The organism is Sediminicoccus sp. KRV36 (assembly GCF_023243115.1).
GTDB lineage: Bacteria > Pseudomonadota > Alphaproteobacteria > Acetobacterales > Acetobacteraceae > Roseococcus.
The window spans coordinates 3,475,132-3,493,059 of record NZ_CP085081.1 but is presented as its reverse complement, the minus strand read 5'-3'; the positions used below and the strand labels follow the sequence as shown (position 1 = coordinate 3,493,059).

The 17,928-nt window shown below is 69.2% G+C and carries 18 protein-coding genes and 1 tRNA gene; 11 read left to right on the top strand and 8 right to left on the bottom strand.

Features of this window, described 5'->3' with window-relative positions; genetic code table 11:
• Positions 1-252: 252 nt before the first annotated feature.
• A tRNA-Ser gene (locus tag LHU95_RS16500) sits at positions 253-342 on the bottom strand.
• A gap of 678 nt (positions 343-1,020) precedes the next feature.
• On the opposite strand from LHU95_RS16500, the gene LHU95_RS16495 reads away from it, so the two are divergent.
• On the top strand, positions 1,021-1,512 hold the full coding sequence (locus tag LHU95_RS16495) for a DUF302 domain-containing protein (protein WP_248708056.1): 492 nt from the start codon (positions 1,021-1,023) through the stop codon (positions 1,510-1,512).
• A gap of 9 nt (positions 1,513-1,521) precedes the next feature.
• Here the strand turns inward: LHU95_RS16495 and LHU95_RS16490 are convergent, their stop codons facing one another.
• Positions 1,522-2,550, bottom strand: coding sequence for an A/G-specific adenine glycosylase (locus LHU95_RS16490; RefSeq protein WP_248708055.1), 1,029 nt, complete (start codon positions 2,548-2,550; stop codon positions 1,522-1,524).
• Between LHU95_RS16490 and LHU95_RS16485 the strand changes: the two genes are divergently transcribed.
• From LHU95_RS16485 to LHU95_RS16445, 9 genes are all read left to right on the top strand, one after another.
• The gene (locus LHU95_RS16485; protein ID WP_248708054.1) at positions 2,550-3,029 is read left to right on the top strand and encodes a DUF721 domain-containing protein; all 480 of its coding nucleotides are present in this window, start codon (positions 2,550-2,552) and stop codon (positions 3,027-3,029) included. The two genes, LHU95_RS16490 and LHU95_RS16485, sit on opposite strands and share 1 nt — an antisense overlap.
• 189 nt (positions 3,030-3,218) lie before the next feature.
• The gene (locus tag LHU95_RS16480) at positions 3,219-3,818 is read left to right on the top strand and encodes a thioredoxin domain-containing protein (protein ID WP_248708053.1); all 600 of its coding nucleotides are present in this window, start codon (positions 3,219-3,221) and stop codon (positions 3,816-3,818) included.
• Positions 3,819-3,827: 9 nt separating this feature from the next.
• The gene (locus LHU95_RS16475) at positions 3,828-7,856 is read left to right on the top strand and encodes an AAA family ATPase (protein WP_248708052.1); all 4,029 of its coding nucleotides are present in this window, start codon (positions 3,828-3,830) and stop codon (positions 7,854-7,856) included.
• 88 nt (positions 7,857-7,944) lie between these two features.
• Positions 7,945-8,244 carry an AtpZ/AtpI family protein gene (locus LHU95_RS16470; RefSeq protein WP_248708051.1) on the top strand — a complete coding sequence of 100 codons (300 nt, stop codon included), beginning with the start codon at positions 7,945-7,947 and terminating at the stop codon, positions 8,242-8,244.
• A 24-nt stretch (positions 8,245-8,268) separates the two neighbouring features.
• Positions 8,269-9,024 carry a F0F1 ATP synthase subunit A gene (locus LHU95_RS16465; protein ID WP_248708050.1) on the top strand — a complete coding sequence of 252 codons (756 nt, stop codon included), beginning with the start codon at positions 8,269-8,271 and terminating at the stop codon, positions 9,022-9,024.
• A 48-nt stretch (positions 9,025-9,072) separates the two neighbouring features.
• Complete coding sequence (locus tag LHU95_RS16460; RefSeq protein WP_248708049.1) at positions 9,073-9,297, top strand: ATP synthase subunit C family protein; 225 nt, start codon at positions 9,073-9,075, stop codon at positions 9,295-9,297.
• A 58-nt stretch (positions 9,298-9,355) separates the two neighbouring features.
• Positions 9,356-9,853, top strand: coding sequence for a F0F1 ATP synthase subunit B' (locus LHU95_RS16455; RefSeq protein ID WP_248708048.1), 498 nt, complete (start codon positions 9,356-9,358; stop codon positions 9,851-9,853).
• Positions 9,853-10,341: a F0F1 ATP synthase subunit B gene (locus LHU95_RS16450; protein WP_248708047.1), complete on the top strand. Its 489-nt coding sequence runs from the start codon at positions 9,853-9,855 to the stop codon at positions 10,339-10,341. The genes LHU95_RS16455 and LHU95_RS16450 overlap by 1 nt, the downstream gene beginning before the upstream one ends.
• 79 nt (positions 10,342-10,420) lie before the next feature.
• A complete protein-coding gene (locus LHU95_RS16445) occupies positions 10,421-12,010 on the top strand; it encodes an ABC transporter substrate-binding protein (protein ID WP_248708046.1) in 1,590 nt (529 codons plus the stop codon).
• Between the two features lie 58 nt (positions 12,011-12,068).
• Here LHU95_RS16445 and LHU95_RS16440 read toward each other — a convergent pair whose 3' ends face one another.
• The 4 genes from LHU95_RS16440 to andAc all read right to left on the bottom strand — a co-directional run bounded on the left by LHU95_RS16440 (position 12,069) and on the right by andAc (position 15,372).
• Positions 12,069-13,268: an MFS transporter gene (locus LHU95_RS16440; RefSeq protein ID WP_248708045.1), complete on the bottom strand. Its 1,200-nt coding sequence runs from the start codon at positions 13,266-13,268 to the stop codon at positions 12,069-12,071.
• A gap of 78 nt (positions 13,269-13,346) precedes the next feature.
• On the bottom strand, positions 13,347-13,658 hold the full coding sequence (gene andAb / locus LHU95_RS16435) for an anthranilate 1,2-dioxygenase ferredoxin subunit AndAb (protein ID WP_248708044.1): 312 nt from the start codon (positions 13,656-13,658) through the stop codon (positions 13,347-13,349).
• On the bottom strand, positions 13,655-14,131 hold the full coding sequence (locus tag LHU95_RS16430) for an aromatic-ring-hydroxylating dioxygenase subunit beta (RefSeq protein WP_248708043.1): 477 nt from the start codon (positions 14,129-14,131) through the stop codon (positions 13,655-13,657). Before LHU95_RS16430 ends, andAb begins: the two co-directional genes overlap by 4 nt.
• A complete protein-coding gene (gene andAc / locus LHU95_RS16425) occupies positions 14,128-15,372 on the bottom strand; it encodes an anthranilate 1,2-dioxygenase large subunit AndAc (protein ID WP_248708042.1) in 1,245 nt (414 codons plus the stop codon). The genes LHU95_RS16430 and andAc overlap by 4 nt, the downstream gene beginning before the upstream one ends.
• Positions 15,373-15,477: 105 nt before the next feature.
• On the opposite strand from andAc, the gene LHU95_RS16420 reads away from it, so the two are divergent.
• Entirely contained in the window at positions 15,478-15,927 is a 450-nt protein-coding gene (locus LHU95_RS16420; RefSeq protein ID WP_248708041.1) for a PIG-L family deacetylase, read from the top strand.
• A 35-nt stretch (positions 15,928-15,962) separates the two neighbouring features.
• On the opposite strand, the gene LHU95_RS16415 is transcribed toward LHU95_RS16420, so the two are convergent.
• Both LHU95_RS16415 and LHU95_RS16410 read right to left on the bottom strand, forming a co-directional pair.
• Positions 15,963-16,877, bottom strand: a complete 915-nt coding sequence (locus tag LHU95_RS16415) for a tripartite tricarboxylate transporter substrate binding protein (RefSeq protein WP_248708040.1) — start codon at positions 16,875-16,877, stop codon at positions 15,963-15,965.
• Positions 16,874-17,920: an adenosine deaminase gene (locus tag LHU95_RS16410; protein WP_248708039.1), complete on the bottom strand. Its 1,047-nt coding sequence runs from the start codon at positions 17,918-17,920 to the stop codon at positions 16,874-16,876. Before LHU95_RS16410 ends, LHU95_RS16415 begins: the two co-directional genes overlap by 4 nt.
• Positions 17,921-17,928: the final 8 nt, after the last annotated feature.

The following is a 17,928-nucleotide window of genomic DNA, read 5'->3' as shown; positions in this document are numbered from 1 at the left end:
CAGCATCACCTGGGTGTCGAGTGTAGATCGAATTCCCTGGTTGCAGCATGCTCTCAATGGCTTGTTATTCCTGGATATTTTCGTCCGTACTAAAACGCCCAAGTCAGGAGGTCCGGAGAGAATTGGCCGTCGGAGAGCGATTTTCCGCCGTCTCCGCGTCCAGCCAGTCAACAGGTCTGCGCCGAAAACCCCAGGAAACCTGCCACTCAGCGCGGCGCTCGATCTGGCGGAGAGCACGGCTCGTATGGGAACTGGCGGAGAGGGTGGGATTCGAACCCACGGTAGCTGTTACACTACTCCGGTTTTCGAGACCGGCGCGATCGACCACTCTGCCACCTCTCCAGCGGCGGTTTATCGCCATTTCCCGCCTCGTCACTCGTGGGCTTGTGCCGGCTTTAGTGCCGGATCTGGAAAATGGCGTCCGTTACGCGCCTACATGCCCGCCCGCAGGACGGCACGCAAGAGGCGCAGCCTCATTCCGGGGCGCTGACCAGCCAGTCGGCATACATTTCAGTGGTCTTCACCGTCGGGTGGCCGGGCGGCACGAACTCAGGCACTGAGGGCGGCAGAAGCCACCTCCAATCCACGTCCCAGGGGCGCAAGGTCTTGCTCAAGCCAGGCCGTGAGTCGGAACAACACCGCCCCGGCCAGAGATGTTTCGGACAGGCTCCTCGGCCGGCCGATTGATCCCCTGGCCTGGCACTTGCCGGAACCTGTTGCTTCCTGCCCCGTGAGCGGCGCGCGCGGTGCATGAGACGTCCAACCAGATGGTCATCTCAGGGACCGGGCCAGCGCCCAGATGACCGCCGGGATGCGCCGCACCGCCTCATCGCGGCGGCTCCATCCTGAGAATGTTGGCCGGCCGGATTGGCAGAATGAGCGAAGGGCACTGCCGCCCAGCATCGAGGCGGCGATCGAGCACGCGGGGGATGGCGCATGCGGGCGGCGCTGGTGAAAAGATTTTGCGGCGCGCTGGATGCCGCCGCGTAACCTTCGCGCCAGTGCGTGCGAAAACGCCGGATGACCGATCCGCTGTCTCGCGCCGCACAGCTCGCGCTGTTCTGCACCCTGCTCATGCCGGCTCTAGTGCCTGTGCGCGCCCAGGGGGAAGCCAGCGGGCTGGTCACGCAGGCCAGCGCGCATACCCTGCGCCAGACGCTGGACCGCTTCGCCCTGGCGGTGCGTGAGGCCGGTTGGGTCGTCTTCACCGAAATTGACCACGCCGCAGTTGCGGCGGCCTTGCAAATGCCCCTGCGTCCCCGCGTGGTGATCTTCTTCGGCAATCCTGGCGCCGGCACGCCCGCCATGCGCGCCCAGCCCACCCTGGCCCTCGACCTGCCGATGCGTGCCCTGGTCTGGGAGGATGATGCGGGCCGGGTTTTCGTCACGCGCAGCAGCGGCGAGGATATCGCCAGCCGCATCTTCGCGCGGCACGGGATCGGGCAGGACGCGCCGGCCCAGGCGGCGACCGAGGCCTTCCTGGCCCGGCTGACCCGCCGCGCTACGGAATAGCCGCCGCGGTCACAGCAGCGGGAGCAGTTTTCGCATGGCACTCGGCAGGCTGCGCGCGGCCTGGTCGAGTGGCGTGCCTTCCGGCAGTTCCGGCACCTGCGCGGCCATCAGCCGCATGGTGAGGTCGCGGTGGGTGAAGCCATGCTGCGCCAGGCCCGGCCGTGCCTGCCAGCTGAGGCCGGGGCGTGGTGCGTGTTGCAACGCCTCCGCATCCGCCCAGGGCTCCGCGCGCCAGGGCGTGCCGGGCAGGGCCAGCATGCCGCCGAGCAACCCGCTCTCCGGCCGGCGCTCCAGCAGGATGCGCCCCGCGGCGTCCAGCAGCGCGAAATGCACGCCATGCAGCGGCGTTCGCGCTGCCTTGGGCGATTTGCGTGGCAAGGCGGCGGCAACGCCCAGTGCCGCGGCCCGACAGCCCTCGCGCCAGGGGCAGATGGCGCAGGCAGGGCTGCGCGGCGTGCAAATGGTGGCGCCGAGGTCAAACAGCGCCTGGGCGAAATCGCCGGGGCGGGCGCGCATGGCGGGCTGCGCGGTGAAGCCGTCCGCCAGGCGGCCCAGTTCGGGCTTGGCCTGGGGCAGGGGGGTCTCGATGGCGAAAAGCCGCGACACCACGCGCTCCACATTGCCATCCAGCGGCACCAGCGCCTCACCCAGGGCAATGGCCCCGATGGCCGAGGCCGTGTAGGGGCCGATGCCGGGCAGGGCGCGCCACCCCGCGGAATCCGCCGGAAAGTCGCCCGCCGCCGCAATCGCCCGCGCCGCCGCATGCAGGTTCCGCGCGCGGGCGTAATAGCCAAGGCCGGCCCATTCCTCGGCCAGTTCGGACCAGTCGGCGGCGGCCAGCGCCGCCACATCGGGGAAGCGCGCCAGGAACCGGGCGTAACGGGGCCCGACAGCCGCGACCGTCGTTTGTTGGAGCATGACCTCACTGACCCAGATGCGGTAAGGGTCATATGTCCCGCTCGGGGGGGCGCGCCAGGCGAGGCGGCGGCCCGAGCGATCATACCAGGCGAGCAATTCGGTAGCGGAGGGGTGTTGCATTGGCCAAACCAGAGACGCCCGCCCCGTTCCTGTCCAGATCCGTCTTCGCGGGCCCGCAGGAGCTGGGCGCGCTGATTCCGCGCGCGACACGCCCGGCCTTTCGCAAGCGAAGCCCGGATGCGGCGCAGATCCTGGCCGATTGGCCGCAGATCATCGGCCCCGAGATCGCCCGCATGGCGGAGCCCGTGCGGCTTTCGGCGGGCACCTTGACGCTGGCCTGCTCAGGGCCGGCGGCGATGGAATTGGGCATGGGCGCGCCCGCGCTGATGCAGCGCATCAACAGCCATCTGGGGCGAATCGTGGTGCGCAAGCTGGCCTTCATCCAGCGGCTGCCGCGCGCCGTCGAGATGCGGCCGAAGCGGCCCGCGCCGGGTCCGTTGCCGCCGCGCGTGGCGCAAAGCCTCGATTCCGTGCCCGGCGAGGAGTTGCGGCTGGCACTGGAGCGCCTGGCCAAGGGCGTGTTTGCGGGGAAACCCTGACGCAAGGCGCCTTGCCCCTCGATATCCGCCGGCCGCCCGGTTTCCCGCAGTCCCGTCGCGAAGAGAGCAGGGGCAGTGTCTCCTGCCGGGGGGCGAGTGAGGGGGCAAACCCCACCCATGCCCCAAAGATGGACATCCCGCCCCCCCTGCGCCATCTGTAGGGGCATGGAACACAGCCGGAGCCTGGCCATGCAGATCAGCCGTCGCAGTCTTGGTATCATCGCCGCCGGCGCGCCCGGCCTGGCGCTCGCGCAGGCCGCCGACCCGCGCCTGGGTGTCCGCAGCACGGGCCAGGCCACCGCGCCGGTCACCGTCACCGAATTCTTTTCGCTCACTTGCGGCCATTGCGCGGCGTTTCACAACCAGGTCTGGCCCCGGGTGAAGCTGGAGCTGGTGAACACCGGCCGCATCCGCATGGTCTGGCGCGATTTCCCGCTGGATGGCGTGGCCCTCGCCGCCGCCGCCGTGGCCCGCGCCCTGCCCGAGGAACGCTACGAGGCCTTCATCGGCACGCTGTTCCAGACGCAGGATCGCTGGGCCTTCGCCCAGGGCCGCCAGATTGACGAACTGGCCCGCATCGCCGCCCTGGCCGGCATGGACCGCGCCAGCTTCGACACCGTGATGGGCGATGAGGCGCTGCGGCGCGGCATCCTGGAGCTGCGCGTGGCGGCCGAGCGCGAATTCCAGATCCGCGCCACCCCCTCTTTCGCCTTCAACGGGCGCATGCACAGCGGCAACCTGCCCTTCGAGCAATTCGCCCGTCTGGTGCAGGATGCGCCCCGAACTTGAGACGGGGACTTGAGCGCGGAGCGCGCAGGGGCCGTGAGTGAAGCCGCGCCGGAGCTTCCCGGCGAACTTCCAACCCCGCGCCGCCTTTCCGCCACGCTGATCGGCCTGCGCGTGGCCGGCTTCAAGAGCTTTGCCGAGCCCGTGCAGGTGCCCGTCCTGCCCGGGCTCACCGGCATTGTCGGCCCCAATGGCTGCGGCAAATCCAATGTGGTGGAGGCGCTGCGCTGGGCCATGGGCGAAAGCTCGGCCCGCAGCCTGCGCGGCGGCGAGATGGATGACATCATCTTCGCCGGCACTGCGACCCGCCCCGCCCGCAATCTGGCCGAGGTGGTGCTGAGCCTGGAGGATGCGACGGGCGTCGCCCCCGCGCCGATGGACCAGGCGGCGGAACTGGAAGTGATCCGCCGGATCGAGCGCGGCTCCGGCAGCCATTACCGCATCAATGGGCGCGAGGTGCGCGCGCGCGACGTGCAGACCATGTTCGCCGACCTCGCCAGCGGGCCGCGCGCCTCCGGCATGGTCAGCCAGGGCCGCGTGGCGACGCTGATCGGCGCCAAGCCCGAGGAACGCCGCTCGGTGCTGGAGGAGGCCGCGGGCATCGCCGGCCTGCGCGCCCGCCGGCATGAGGCCGAGCTGAAGCTACGGCAGGCCGAGACCAACCTCGCCCGCAGCGAGGATCTTCTCGCGCAGCTGACCACCCAGCAGGAGGCCTTGCGCAAGCAGGCCCGGCAGGCGGCGCGCTACCGCAATCTCTCGGGCCTCGTGCGCGATGCCGAGGGCGAATGGTTCGCCATCCTCGTCGCCCGCGCCGAGGCGGCGATCGAGGCGGCGCGGGAGAACCAGGCAGGCCGCGCCCAGGCGCTGCGCCTCGCGGAAGCCGCCGCTGAGGAAGCGCGCCGCCTGGCCGAGGCGGCGCAAGCCGCCATCGAGGCGCCGCGCGCCGAGGAGGGTGTGGCCCGCACGCTGCTGGAACGCCGCCGCGTCGAGGCCGAGAATATCGCCGCCGAAGCGGGCCGCGCCGCGGAAGCCCTGGCCGAGGCGGAGGCAAGCTACGCCCAGCTGATGGCCGATCTGGAGGATGCCGCCGGCGTGGAGCGCGACGCCCGCGCCGCCGAGACCCGCGCCCAGCGGGAAGCCGCCGGCCTCGCCTCGGCCGAGGCGCAATTGCCCGCCCGGATCGAGGCGGCGGAGGCCGAGGCCGCCGGGCTGGAAGGTGAACTCGCCGCCGCCGAGGCAGCCAACGAGGCGGCGACCGAGGCCGCGGCTTCGCTGGCGGCCCGCGCCAATCAATTGGCAGCTGAACTCGCTTTCAGTGACCAGCGCGCCCGGCGCCTGGCGCAGCAGGTGGCGCAAATCCTCGCGCAGCGGGTGGCGGCGGAGGCTCAATCCGTGCCCATCGCGGCGCTGGATGCGGCGGATTCGGCTCTTTCGGAGGCTGAATCGGCGCTTGAAGCCGCCCGTGTGGGCTTCGAGACGGCCGAGCGTGCCCGCGCCGAGGCGGAGCGCCGCGCCAATGCCGCGCGTGACGCCGCCCGCGCCGCCGAAATCGAGCGCAGCGCCGCCGAGCGCGCCCGCAACGCCGCGGGCCAGCGCCTGCAATCGGTCCGTTCCCGGGAGGAAGCCGCGCGCCGCGCGGCCCCCCCATCGCCTGATGCCGCCCTGCTGCCCGAAGCGCGTGCCGTCGCCATCGCGACCGAGGCGGCCCTGCGCGAGGCCGAAGCCAACCTGACCGCCGCCCGCGCCCTGCGTGAGGCAGCTGCCCGCGAAGCCGCCGCCGCCCGGGCTGCCGAGGCCGCCGCCCAATCCGCCGAATCCCGCCTCAAGGCCGAGTTGCAGGGGCTGCGCGCGGCCACTGGGGATGCCGCCGGTGAGGCTGAGCCGATCGCTCGCACGCTGACCATCCCGGAAGGGCTGGAAGCCGCTCTGGGGGCCGCGCTGGGCGAAGGGCTGGAAGGTGGGCGTGGCTCCGGCGCCAGCCGCTTCTGGCGCGCCCTGCCGCCGCTGGAATCGGCCCCGCCCTTGCCGGCAGGAGCCGCTCCCCTGGCCGGCCTGGTCGGCGCGCCAGCCGAATTGGCCCGCGCCCTGTCGCAGATCGGCCTGGTGGAGGAGGGCGCCGCGCTGCAGGTGGAGCTGCGGCCGGGCCAGGCGCTGGTGGCGCGTTCCGGCGCGCTGTGGCGCTGGGATGGCTATGTTTTGGCGCCGGGCGCCGCCAAAGCCGGTGCGGCACGCCTGCAAAACCTCGCGCGATTGCGCCAGGCCGAGGCACGGCTGGCCGAAGCCACGCCCGCCGCCCGCGCCGCCGAACAGGCCCGCGCTGCCGCCAGCGCTGCCGAGAACCGCGCCCAGGCCGCCGAGGAGCAGGCCCGCGCCGCCCGCAACGCGGCCGAGCCCGCCCATTCCCGCGCCACCGCGCGCGCCGCCGAACTCGCCACAAGGCTGGACGCGGCCGAGCGCCGGCTGGCCGAACATAACGCCCAGACGCAGCGCCTCGCCGAGGAAGCCAGCGAAGCCCAGGCCGCGCTGACGGAAGCGGAAGCGCTGCTCGCCGCCACGCCCGCCCTGGTCGGCTTTCAGGCCGAGGCACAGGAAGCGCAGCGCGCCCAGTCGGCCGAAACCGCCGCGCGCGAAGCCCGCCGCGAGGCCGAGGCATCCCTGGCGCGCAAGCGGGCCGAACAGGCCGCCCTGCGCAGCCGCCACAATGCGGCCCAGGCACAACTGGCCGCCCTGGCGCCGCAGCAGGAGCGCCTTGCCGCCGAATCGGCAGAGGCCGATTCCGCCCTGGCCGCCGCGCGCGCCGCACGGCAAGCCCTGCCCGATCTGGCGGAGGCACGGGCGGCGGTGGATCAGGCCCGGCTCGCCCTGGCCGGCATTCGGGGCCGTGCTGCCGAAATGCGTGGCCGGGCCATGGCGCTGCGGGCCGAGCGCGAGGGCCTCGCCGCCCGGCGTGAGGCCGCGCTGGCGGAGCGTACGGCCTGGGGCCAACGCCTGGCCGATGCGGCGACGCGGCTGGCCGGGCTTGAAGCCCGCCGCGCCGATGCCCTGGCCCGGCGCGAGGCGGCCGCCCATCTGCCCGAGCGCGTGGCAGATGCGGCCGCCGAGGCCACCCGCCGCCTGGAAGCGGCCGAAGCCGCCCATGCCAGCGCCCGCGCCGCGCTGGACGCGGCCGAGACGCGCGCGCGGGAGCGCGAGGAAGTTCGCCGTGGCACCGAATCGGGGCTGGTCCAGGCGCGCGAGGCGGCCCTGCGGGCCGAAGCCGCCCAGGATTCCGCCCTCCAGGCGGGCCAGGCGCTGACCGACCGCATTCTGGAGCGGCTCGGCGAGGCGGCCGAATTGCCCGGGCGCCCGGATGATGTTTCCGACGCGGCCGAGGAACGCGCACGCCGCCGCGCCGAGCGCCTGGCGCGTGAGCGGGAGGAGATGGGCCCGGTCAATCTGCGCGCCGAGACGGAGCTGGCGGAGCTGGAAGCCCGCATCGCCGGCATCACGCGCGACCGCGAGGAGGTGGCTTCGGCCATTGCCAAGCTGCGTGGCTCCATCGGGCATCTGAACCGCGAAGCGCGGGAGCGGCTGCGCGCCATCTTCGAGCAGGTGGACCGCGAATTCCGCGCGCTGTTCGGCAAGCTCTTTGGCGGCGGGCGGGCGCATCTGGCCCTGGTCGGCAGCGAGGACCCGCTGGAGGCGGGGCTGGAAATCTACGCCGAGCCGCCGGGCAAGAAGCTCTCGGCGCTGTCTCTGCTCTCGGGCGGGGAGCAGGCGCTGACGGCACTCTCGCTGATTTTTGCGGTGTTTCGCTGCCATCCCGCGCCGGTTTGCGTGCTGGATGAGGTGGATGCGCCATTGGATGACGCCAATGTGGAACGCCTCTGTGACCTGCTGGACAGCATGGCGGAAACCGGCACGCGTTTCCTCATCGTGACGCACCACGCGCTGACCATGGCGCGCATGCATCGGCTGTTTGGCGTGACCATGCAGGAACGCGGCGTTTCGCGCCTGCTCTCGGTGGATCTCGGCGAAGCCGTGGCGATGGCCGAAGGTTGAGTTTTCCAGCCCTTCCTGCGCTTGACAGTCATGCTGCGCCGCCATAGAGGCAGCCTCGCCTTCCGGCGGAAACTGCAAGGAAGGAGCCATGGTGGACGACCGGGATTCGCTGAACAGGCGCCTGAAGGCTGCACGGGACCGCCAAGGTCTCGACAAGCCCCAGGCAGGCCAAGGTGCGCTTCCCACTTCCGCCTGGGGGTTTGGTCTCCGGGCCGGTGTGGAGGTTTTCTCCGCCCTGGTGGTCGGTGTGGGGCTTGGCTTCGCGCTGGACCGGTGGCTTGGCACCTGGCCTTGGCTCTTCCTGGTGTTTTTCGTTCTGGGGGCCGCCGCCGGCGTGCTGAACATCTATCGGCTGTTCACGCCCCGAACCGGTGCCCGCAAGGATTGATCGGTTTTTTGTTGGAGATGCGCGGTGGCCGTTGAGGGGAAAGCGATTGACGCGCTCGGGCAGTTTGAGCTGCACACGGCGCTCGGCCCTGTCGGCGCTTCCGTGGGCTTCACGCAGTCCAACCTCTACATGCTCATTTCGGGTGCCCTCATTGTCGCATTGATGATGTGGGGCATGCGCGCCCGCGCCATCGTGCCGGGCCGCATGCAGAGCCTGGCCGAGAGTGCCTACGGCTTCATCGACGACATGGTGCTGGCGCAGATCGGTGAGGAAGGCCGTCGCTTTTTCCCCTTCGTCTTCACGCTGTTCATGTTCATCCTGTTCGGGAACATGCTGGGCCTGTTCCCTTACGCCTTCACCTACACCAGCCACATCACCATGACCTTCATGATGGCGCTGATCGTCTTCATCCTGATCACGGCGGTTGCCATCTCGCTGCATGGCAAGAAGTTCCTGGGCTACTTCTTTCCGGAAGGCGCGCCGCTCTGGTTGGCGCCCATCATCATCCCGGTCGAGATCGTCTCGTACCTCTCACGCCCGATCAGCCTCTCCATCCGTCTCTTCGCCAATATGGTGGCGGGGCACGTGATGCTGAAGGTCTTCGCCACCTTCGTGGTGATGCTGGCGGGGCTTGGGGCGGTCGGGCCGTTCATTGCCGTCATGCCGCTCGCGATCAATGTCGCGCTGGTCGGCTTCGAAGTGCTGGTCGCGTTCCTGCAGGCTTATGTGTTCGCGATCCTCACCTGCATCTACCTCCACGACGCGGTGCATCTGCACTAACCACGCGTCGTTCACACCCGCTTCTCAGCAAACAGAAGGATTGAGAATATGGAAGTTGCTGCCGCCAAGGCCCTCGGGGCTGGCATTGCCGTCATCGCGCTGTTCGGCGTGGGCCTGGGCATCGGGAACATCTTCTCCTCGCTGATCTCCAGCGTGGCCCGCAACCCCTCCGCGCGTGACGTGGTCTTCCCGATCGGCATTCTGGGCTTCGCGCTCACGGAAGCCGTGGCGCTCTTCGCGCTGCTGATCGCGTTCCTCATCCTGTTCGCCTGAGTGCGTCTGGCGGGGCGTAACGCCCCGCCTTTCTGCCTTTCAGCATCAGGAAGCCGTCATGCCGCAGCTCGATTTCGCCAATCCATTGATGATGAGCAAGCTGGTCTGGCTGCTGATCATCTTTGGCTTTCTGTTTTTCGTCCTGAAGAACTACGCGCTGCCGCAGGTGGCGTCGGTTCTGGACGAACGCGCTGCGCGCATCGCGGCGGATCTCAACGCCGCGCGTGACGCCCAGGCGGCTGGTGAGGCCGCGCTGGCTGAAATCCGGGCTGCCACCGTGGCCGCCCGGGCCGAGGCGCAGGCCGCCATCACGGCCGCCATGGTCGAGGCGCAGACCAAGGCCGCGCAACAGGCTGCCGAAATCAATGCCCGGCTGGCCGCCCAGGTGGCCCAGGCCGAGCAGCAGGTCCGCGCCGCACGTGACCAGGCGATGGGCGCCCTGCGCGAAGTCGCCGGTGAGACCGCGACCGCCATGCTGAGCCGGCTTTCGATCTCCGCACCGGCCAATGACGTGGCCGCCGCCGTGGACCGCGCCGCAAGCGAGGGAGCCCGCTGATGTTGCAGGATCCGAAATTCTGGGTTGCCGCCAGCTTTGTCATCTTCGTGCTGCTGGTCGGCAAGATGGCATGGAGCCGCGCAACCGCGATGCTCGATGGCCGGGGCGAGCGCATCCGCTTCGAACTCGACGAAGCCCGCCGCCTGCGCGCCGAGGCCGAGGCCATGCTGGCCAGTGCCACGGCCGAGCGTGAGGCCGCCATCGCCGAGGCCGCCGCCATGATCGCCCGCGCCCAGGCCGAAGCCCAGCGTCTGGCCACTGCCGCCGGCGTCGAGGCCGAGGCCGCCGCCCGCCGCCGCGAGCGCATGGCGATGGACCGCATCGCCGCCGCCGAGGCGAGTGCCGTCAATGAGGTTCGCCACGCCGCCGCCGAAATCGCGACTGCCGCCGTGCGCGAAGTCATCATCGCGCGGCATGATGCCGCCGCGGATGCGAGCCTGATTGACGCCGCCGTATTGAGCCTGCCGACGGCCTTCCGCGCCGCCTGATTTCGCGCATTCGCCCACTCGTCATGATGCCGGCAGGGGATTACCCTTGACCGGCATCATGCGTTTTCGGGAGAATTTCATGTTCCGCCCCTTCCTCGCCGTGGCGGCCCTGGCGGCCAGCCTCGGCCTTGGCCTTGTTCCTGTTTCCGGTCAGGCCAATCTCTTCCGCTGGGCCAATGACGGCGACGTCAACTCGATGGACCCCTATTCGCGGTCCGAGACCTTTCTGCTCACCTTCAACGCCAATATCTATGAGCCTCTGATCCGGCGGGACCGCAATCTGCGCCTCGAAGCAGCTCTTGCCGAGCGCTGGGAGCAGGCCGATCCGCTCACCTGGCGCTTCCATCTGCGGCGCAATGTCCGCTTCTCCGACGGCTCGCCTTTCACCGCCGATGACGTGGTGTTTTCCATCGCCCGCGGCCGTGGGCCGGGCTCCAATGTCAGCGCCTACTTCGCCGCCGTGGCGGAAGTCCGCAAGGTGGATGACTTCACCGTGGACCTCGTGACGCGCGTCCCCAGCCCCATCCTGCCCGAGGAACTCACCAGCTTCGGCATCATGAGCAAGGCCTGGCTGGAGCGGAACAACGCGACCCGCGTGGCCGACCTCACTTCGCGCGAGGAGAATTTCGCGACCCGCAACGCCATGGGCACCGGCCCCTTCGTGCTGGTGAGCCGCGAGCCGGATCGCCGCACGGTGCTGGCGCCCAACCCGCTCTGGTGGGATACGCCCACGCATAACCTGACGCGCGTGGAATTCAACGTCATCGCCAATGACGCGACGCGCGTGGCGGCTTTGCTGAGCGGCGAGGTGGACATGGTCTATACCGTGCCGCCGCAGGACATGGACCGCATCGGCCGCACGGCCAATCTGCGCGTGATCCAGGGGCCGGAGCTGCGCACCATCTATCTCGGCATGGACCAGAACCGGGCGGAGCTGCTGAAAAGCGATGTGCGCGGCCGCAATCCCTTCCAGGATGTGCGGGTGCGCCGCGCCATCTACCAGGCGATTGACATCCAGGCGATCACCACGCGCGTGATGCGCGGCCAGGCCCGCGCCACCGGCCAGATTTTCGGCCCCGGCGTGAATGGCTTCCTGGAAGCAAATGACACGCGCCTGCCGCTCGATCTTGATGGCGCCCGTCGCCTGCTCACGGAAGCCGGCTATCCCAACGGCTTCGGCGTCACGCTGGATTGCCCGAATGACCGCTATGTGAATGACGAGGCGATCTGCACCGCCGTCGTCGCCATGCTGGCGCGCATCAATGTGCGGGTGACGCTGGCGGCGCAAACCCGCGCGCGCTTCTTCGCCGAGGTGAATGCGCCGCGCTACAACACCAGCTTCTACCTGCTGGGCTGGACGCCCAACACCTATGACGCGCACAATGCGCTGTTCAACCTGGCGGGCACGCGGGACGGTACGCGGGGGGTCTTCAACAATGGCGGCTATTCCAACCCGGCCTTCGATGCGCTGGTCGCGCAGATCGAGACCGAGACGGTGCCCGCCCGCCGGCAGGAGCTGATCACGCAAGCCACACGCCTGCTGCAATCCGATGTGGCCTATATCCCGCTGCATCAGCAGCAGGTGGTCTGGGCGGCGCGGAACAATGTGACGCTGGTGCAGCAGGCCGATAACGGCTTCCCGCTGCGCTCGGTGCGCATCGGGAACTGAGCCTGACCAGCGGCGGCGACGCCGAGGCGGCCTCAGGGATGTTTCAGGCGGCGCAGCGTCAGCCCTGACGCTGCGCCGCCTGCCCGATGAGGGGCCAGGCCAGGACCCAGAGCAAGAGGGCCAGGCTCGCGATCCCGGCCAGGGTGAAATAGGCGGCGCTGTAGCCCGCCTGCCCCGCGACGATGCCACCCAGCAACGCGCTCAGCGCCGAGCCCACCGCCCAGGTGGTCAGCACGGCGCCCATGCCGGCCGCGACATGGCCGCTGCCCTGCATGATCCGCACGACGAGACCTGGGACCGCCACACCCATCATGCCATTGCCGAAGCCGTCCAGGATTTGCGCCGGAACGACGACCCAGGGGCTTTCGATCAGCCCCGAGGTCAGGCCGCGCAACGGCAGGGCGGTGAGCGCGATGAGAAAGACGATGTTGTAGCCGCGCCGGACCGCAAGCCAGGCCGCGAGCAGCGCCGTGAGGATCATCGTCCCCTGCGAGATGATCACCGTGGCGGCGGTATAGGCCATCGGGTCACCCGCGGTGCCGCGCGCCACGATCATCTGGCCGAGCAGTGGTGTCATCGCCGCATTGCCGAGGTGAAAGAGAAACACGGTGCTGGCCAGCACCAGCAGCGCCGGCGACGCCACCAGCGCCCGCAGGGTGGAGGCCGGCGCCCCGCCATCCGAAGCCAGGCCGCGCGCCACGGCGTGATCAATGTCACGTGCGCGGATCAGCAGCAGGGCCAGCAGGCCCAAGGCCCCATTCAGCACCAGGAGCCCAAAGACGCCGGGCAGCCCATAGAGATAGCCCAGCAGACCGGCCAGCAGTGCTGCCGCCACATTGCCCGCATGATTGCTGGCCTGGTTTCGTCCCACCTGCCGGGGGTAACCGCCCTGGCCCATGATGCCGAGCGTGATGGCCGCGATGGCCGGGCCGATCGCCGCCCCGGCCATGCCGGAGCCCATGCGTGATGCCGCGGCCAGGCCGGAATCCGGCGCCAGGAAGACCGCGCCGCAAGCCAGGATCACCCCCGTGACCGAGAGCACCAGAACCCCGCGCTTGGCGGGGGTTTCATCCAGCAGGAGGCCAAGCGGGATCATCGCCGCCATCGCCGCCAACCCACCCAAGGTATTGACCAGGCCAATCCCCGCCGGTGTCCAGCCGTTCAACTGCAGAAAGACGCCGAGGAATGGCCCGAAGCCATCCCGCAGATCCGCCATGAAGAAATTCACGCCCATGAGCGCGTAGGTCGGCTGAAGCATCGCGGCGCTGCTCTGGGTTACGCGTGAGATGAGGGATTGGGCCCGCTTGCGCGATTGGCAAGGACCAACCGCCCGCTTCTATGCGAGCCTGACCTGCACCATGCCGTCCACCATCCGCACCGGGTAGCTCCGCGTGGGCTCGGTGATGGGGGCCGAGGCTGCGGCGCCGGTGCGGATGTCCACCAGCCCCTGATGCAGCGGGCATTCCACACAGACATCATCCACATACCCATCCGAGAGCCGGGCCGCGCCATGGGGGCAAAGGTCATGCAGGGCGAAGAACTCCTCGCTGAGGCGGAAGATGGCGATGGGCACGCCCTCCAGCACGACGCCCGTGACGCTCTCATCGGCGAGGCTCGCCGCAGGGACCGCATCCAGCCAGCCTGTCATATCGGATAGGCCAGCAGCGTCTGCACGCGCGAGGTGTCGTAGATCACGCGCTTCTCGGCGAAGCGCCAGCCCGCCTCGGTGCGGCGGATCAGGTCGCGATAGACGCCGGTCTGATAGACCGAGGAGGAGCCTTCGATATTGGTGTTCAGCACGCAGTAATTGGTGCGCAGGCGGATGCCGGCGTCATCGGCGCCGGTCACGATCATGGCCGAGAGGAAGTGGCGATAGCTCGGCTGCTCGAAGATATTCGCGTGGCGCAGGCTGGCCACGCGGTCGCGCATCATCGCGGCGTTCTCGCAGCGCAGCAGCGGGGCGGGCAGGCCCAGATCCTCGTTTTCGCGCGGGATGATTTCGTAGAGCGCGTCCTCCAGGAAGAAGCCGGGCCAATCCTCCAGCCGGTCATCGTCAATGGCGGCGATATACTCGTCCTGGAAATAGCGCAGTTCCGCGAGGGTTTCGGGCTGGATGATCATGCGGAGAAGCCCATCAGCTTTTCGTAGCCCACCCAGAATTTGCGGACCATGCCCTCGGAAATCATGGTGCGTGTCTCATCGGGGGCGGAGCGGGACATCTCCAGGATGGAGTGCGTGTTGTCCGCGCCGCGAATGCCGCGCTGGACGAGCTCCGTGGCTTCGGTGTCCTCCATCGAGATATAGCCGGCCGCACCGACCAGATTAGCCTGCTTGATCCGCATGGCGCGCAGCTCGGGCGTGTCATCCGCATAGCCGAAGAAGTGGAACACCAGCTCGAACTCGTCATGCGCCTTGGCGATGAGCTGGCGCGCCACCAGCGTGTTGTGGATCTGCTGGATCACCAGCTGCGGAAACACCGGCTGGATATGGTTGGTCGAAAGCTCGTCATATTCGGGCACCATGTCGAGCACCGAGGGGTCCTCCAGCCGGAAGCCATCCTGGTAGGAGCGGATATTCTGCGCCTTGTAGGCGTCGCTGTTCTCCTCGGCGTTCTTCACCACCAGAACCACATTGTGCAGCCCCGTCGCATCCGTCTCGGAGCGCGCCTGCATGCCGACGCGCAGGATGTTGAAGGTGGTGTGGAAGAGGTGCAGCAGGCTCGCGTGGTAGGGGTCCTTCACATTTTCCAGATAGAGCTTCCAGTTGGATTTGGAGTATTGCCGCGTGCAGCCGAGATACTCGATGGGCCGGTTGAAGATGCGGTCCACATATTTCAGCATCGCGGGGCCGATATATTCCTCCAGCGTGCCCACACTCTCGCTGAAGGTGGCGAAGACCAGGCCGCGATAGCCCGTCACGCGCAGCTTGCGCAGGCCGTGATCCTTCGGGTTGAAGTCGGCCGGCATGCCGGTCATGTCCTTCTGGCCGCGCCGGAAGGGCACGCCCTGGAGATCGCCTTTCGCGCTGTAATTCCACTGGTGATAGACACAGGTATGGTTCAGCGCATTGCCGCGATTGACGCGGCAGATGGTCGCCCCCCGATGCGCGCAGCGATTCACCCAGGCGGCGAGGTTGCCATCCTGGTCGCGCGTCAGCACCACCGGCGTCTCGCCCACATAGGTGCGCTTGAAATCGCCGGGCTTGGGGATTTCGGCTTCCAGGCCGAGGAAGCTCCAGGTCGGCCCACGGAAAATCCTCTCCTGCTCCAGCGCGTAGATTTCGGGCGAGTTGAAGACGCCATAAGGCACGCGGGAGCCGTCGCTGCGCGGGAAATCCAGGCCGGCGGGGGAATGGGCGTCCATCGGGGTGCTCCTGCTCTGTCGCGGCGCAGCATAGGCGAAGGCTGCGACGGGCTGCCAGACCCGTCACCGCTTCCCCCCGCGTGCCAGCTGCCTGATGATCCTCGGATGACGCCTGAACCCGCCGAGCTGGCCGCCACCGAAAACTTGCTCATCCTCGTCACCCATCCGGGCGAGGAGGTGACGCGCTGCGAGGCGCTGATCGCCGAAGCCTGCCGCCGCGCCCGCACGCCGCTGCTGGTGGTGCTGAGCGATGGCAGTGGCCCGCATGGAGACCAGGCTCTCGCGGAGGCCCGGGCGGCGGCGACGCGCAGCGCGGCACGGCGCCTGGGCGTGCCGGAGCATCGCGTCTTCCTCCTGGGGTTGATGCAGGGCCGCACGCCGCGGCCAGGCACGGCGCTGCATGCCAAGCTCGTTGCGGCGCTGATCTTCCTGATGTGGTCGCGCGATTGCGGCGTGATCATCGTGCCGCGGGGTGACAGCCCCGACCATGATTGCGCCTGGAGCGCGGCCGAAGCCGTGGCGCGGGAGACCGGCGTGGGGCTGCTGGCCGCCTAATCCGCGCGGATATTGCCCAGCCGCACCACTTCCTCTTAGCGGGCGAGTTCGGCGCGCAGCAGGGTGGTCATGTCCTCCGGCGTCCGGCGCCAGGGCGTCATGCCGACATTCTCCAGCCGCTGACGGAAATCCGGATCGGCCTGCATGGCGTCGAGTTCCGTGGCGAGGCGGCGGATAATGGCGCCATCGGTGCGGGCGGGGGCGAAAAGCCCTTGCCAGGCGAGCATTTCGAAGCCGGCGAAGGCGGGCAGGCTCGCCAGGGGCGGCAGGCCGACGAGCGGGACCAGGGAGGAATTGGCGAAGCCCTTGATCCTCCCATCGCGCAGCAGCGCCGCCGTGCTGGTGATGGTCAGCACGGCCAGGTCCAGCCGCCCGGCCATCAGGTCCGTCGGGATTTGCGCGGCGATGCGATAGGGCACGTGTTCCAGCTTCACGCCGGCGCGGCGGGCGATGATCTCGCCCCAGAGATGCAGCGAGGTGCCGGTGCCGGAGGTGGCGAAGGTGAGGCCATCGGGGCGTGAGCGGGCCAAAGCCAGCAAGCCCCCCAGATCATTTGCTGGCAAATCGGGCCGGCCGACCAGCGTGAGCGGCAGCGAGGCCAGCATGCCGATGGGCGCGAAATCCCGCAGCGGGTCGTAGCGCACGGCATTGGGCGTCACGAAGGGCGAGATGGTGAAGGGGCTCTCCACGCCCACCAGCAGTGCGTGGCCATCGGGGGCGGCGCGGGCCGCGCGCTCGGTGCCGATGGTGCCGCCGGCACCCGGCGCATTCTCCACCACCACGCTGTGGCCGAGGCGGCGGGTGAGCTCGGCTGCGGCCAGGCGCGCCACCGTGTCCACATTGCCGCCCGCGGCGAAGGGCACCACCAGCGTGATGTTCCGCGTGGGCCAGGACTGCGCGAGAGCGGGTGTTGCGAGGGATGCCAGCAACAAGGCGCGGCGGGGGATCATGCGATGACTCCTTCGGGGAAGCATTCGGCGGCCAGCGCGTCGAATTCCTGCGCGAAGGCGCCCTCCAGATGGCGGCGCGCGGGCTCGGGCAGGAAGCTGCCGCGAATGCCGTTCAGCATGAAGCCCCGCAGATCCGGAAGGCCAAAGCCGAAATCCTCCACCATCATCCGCCAGCAGCGGGTGGGTGTCACCTGGTGCAAGGGCGGGTCATCGGTGTTGGGATGGATGAGCAATCCAGCGGCCGGCATGCGGGTGAGGGGGTGCCCCTCGGGCCAGTTTTCCAGCGTGCGGAGATAGTAGGAATTGGTCGGCACCACGGTGAACAGGATCCCGCGCTCGGCGCAGCGGGCCGTCAGGTCCGGGTCTTCCAGCACGGTATAGCCATGGTCAATTCGGTCCACCTCCAGCAGGTCGAGCGCGGTGGCGACATTGCGCGGGTGGCAGCCGAATTCGCCGGCGTGCGCCGTCAATTTGAAGCCGGCCTGCTTGGCCATGCGCCAGGCGCGCCAGAAGAGTTCGGGCGGGCGGTCCGTCTCGCGGTAGTCGATGCCCAGGCCGATGATGGGATCGCGCCGATGCGCCACCATCCATTCGGCGAGCTCGGTCGCGGCTTCGGGCGGGGCTTCGCGGTCAATGGCGGGGATCAGCAGGGCCGAGACGCCAAAATCCGCCGCCGCATCCGCGAAGCCGGCCAGGATGGCATCCGCCCCCCTGGCATAGCTGAACAGATGCGCCGTTCCGGTCGGGTTCCAGAAGATTTCCGAGTGCCGCACGCCATGCGCGGCCGCGTCCTGCAGATGTTCGTAGGTGATGCGGTGCAGGTCGCGCGGATTGCGCAGGATGCGTTGTTCCAGCGCGCGCAGGATGTGCAGCACGCCCTTGGGCTTCGCGTCCCGGGCGTAGAGCGCCTCGGTCTCGGCTTCGGCCATGCCGGCGCGGGCGGCCATCTCGGCGAAGGTGGCGGCCCGCACGGCGCCCAGCAGATGCACATGCACATCCACCTTGGGCATGGCGTGGCAGAAGGTTTCCAGCAGGTCTGTCATGGCGCCAT

Excerpts from the sequence above, each read along its gene's own strand:
- LHU95_RS16495 (WP_248708056.1), top strand. The coding sequence starts at position 1,021 with ATGACCGATCCGCTGTCTCGCGCCGCACAGCTCGCGCTGTTCTGCACC.
- LHU95_RS16490 (WP_248708055.1), bottom strand. The coding sequence starts at position 2,550 with ATGCAACACCCCTCCGCTACCGAATTGCTCGCCTGGTATGATCGCTCG.
- LHU95_RS16480 (WP_248708053.1), top strand. The coding sequence starts at position 3,219 with ATGCAGATCAGCCGTCGCAGTCTTGGTATCATCGCCGCCGGCGCGCCC.
- LHU95_RS16470 (WP_248708051.1), top strand. The coding sequence starts at position 7,945 with ATGGTGGACGACCGGGATTCGCTGAACAGGCGCCTGAAGGCTGCACGG.
- LHU95_RS16460 (WP_248708049.1), top strand. The coding sequence starts at position 9,073 with ATGGAAGTTGCTGCCGCCAAGGCCCTCGGGGCTGGCATTGCCGTCATC.
- LHU95_RS16455 (WP_248708048.1), top strand. The coding sequence starts at position 9,356 with ATGCCGCAGCTCGATTTCGCCAATCCATTGATGATGAGCAAGCTGGTC.
- LHU95_RS16450 (WP_248708047.1), top strand. The coding sequence starts at position 9,853 with ATGTTGCAGGATCCGAAATTCTGGGTTGCCGCCAGCTTTGTCATCTTC.
- LHU95_RS16445 (WP_248708046.1), top strand. The coding sequence starts at position 10,421 with ATGTTCCGCCCCTTCCTCGCCGTGGCGGCCCTGGCGGCCAGCCTCGGC.
- LHU95_RS16440 (WP_248708045.1), bottom strand. The coding sequence starts at position 13,268 with ATGCTTCAGCCGACCTACGCGCTCATGGGCGTGAATTTCTTCATGGCG.
- andAb (WP_248708044.1), bottom strand. The coding sequence starts at position 13,658 with ATGACAGGCTGGCTGGATGCGGTCCCTGCGGCGAGCCTCGCCGATGAG.
- LHU95_RS16430 (WP_248708043.1), bottom strand. The coding sequence starts at position 14,131 with ATGATCATCCAGCCCGAAACCCTCGCGGAACTGCGCTATTTCCAGGAC.
- andAc (WP_248708042.1), bottom strand. The coding sequence starts at position 15,372 with ATGGACGCCCATTCCCCCGCCGGCCTGGATTTCCCGCGCAGCGACGGC.
- LHU95_RS16420 (WP_248708041.1), top strand. The coding sequence starts at position 15,478 with ATGACGCCTGAACCCGCCGAGCTGGCCGCCACCGAAAACTTGCTCATC.
- LHU95_RS16415 (WP_248708040.1), bottom strand. The coding sequence starts at position 16,877 with ATGATCCCCCGCCGCGCCTTGTTGCTGGCATCCCTCGCAACACCCGCT.
- LHU95_RS16410 (WP_248708039.1), bottom strand. The coding sequence starts at position 17,920 with ATGACAGACCTGCTGGAAACCTTCTGCCACGCCATGCCCAAGGTGGAT.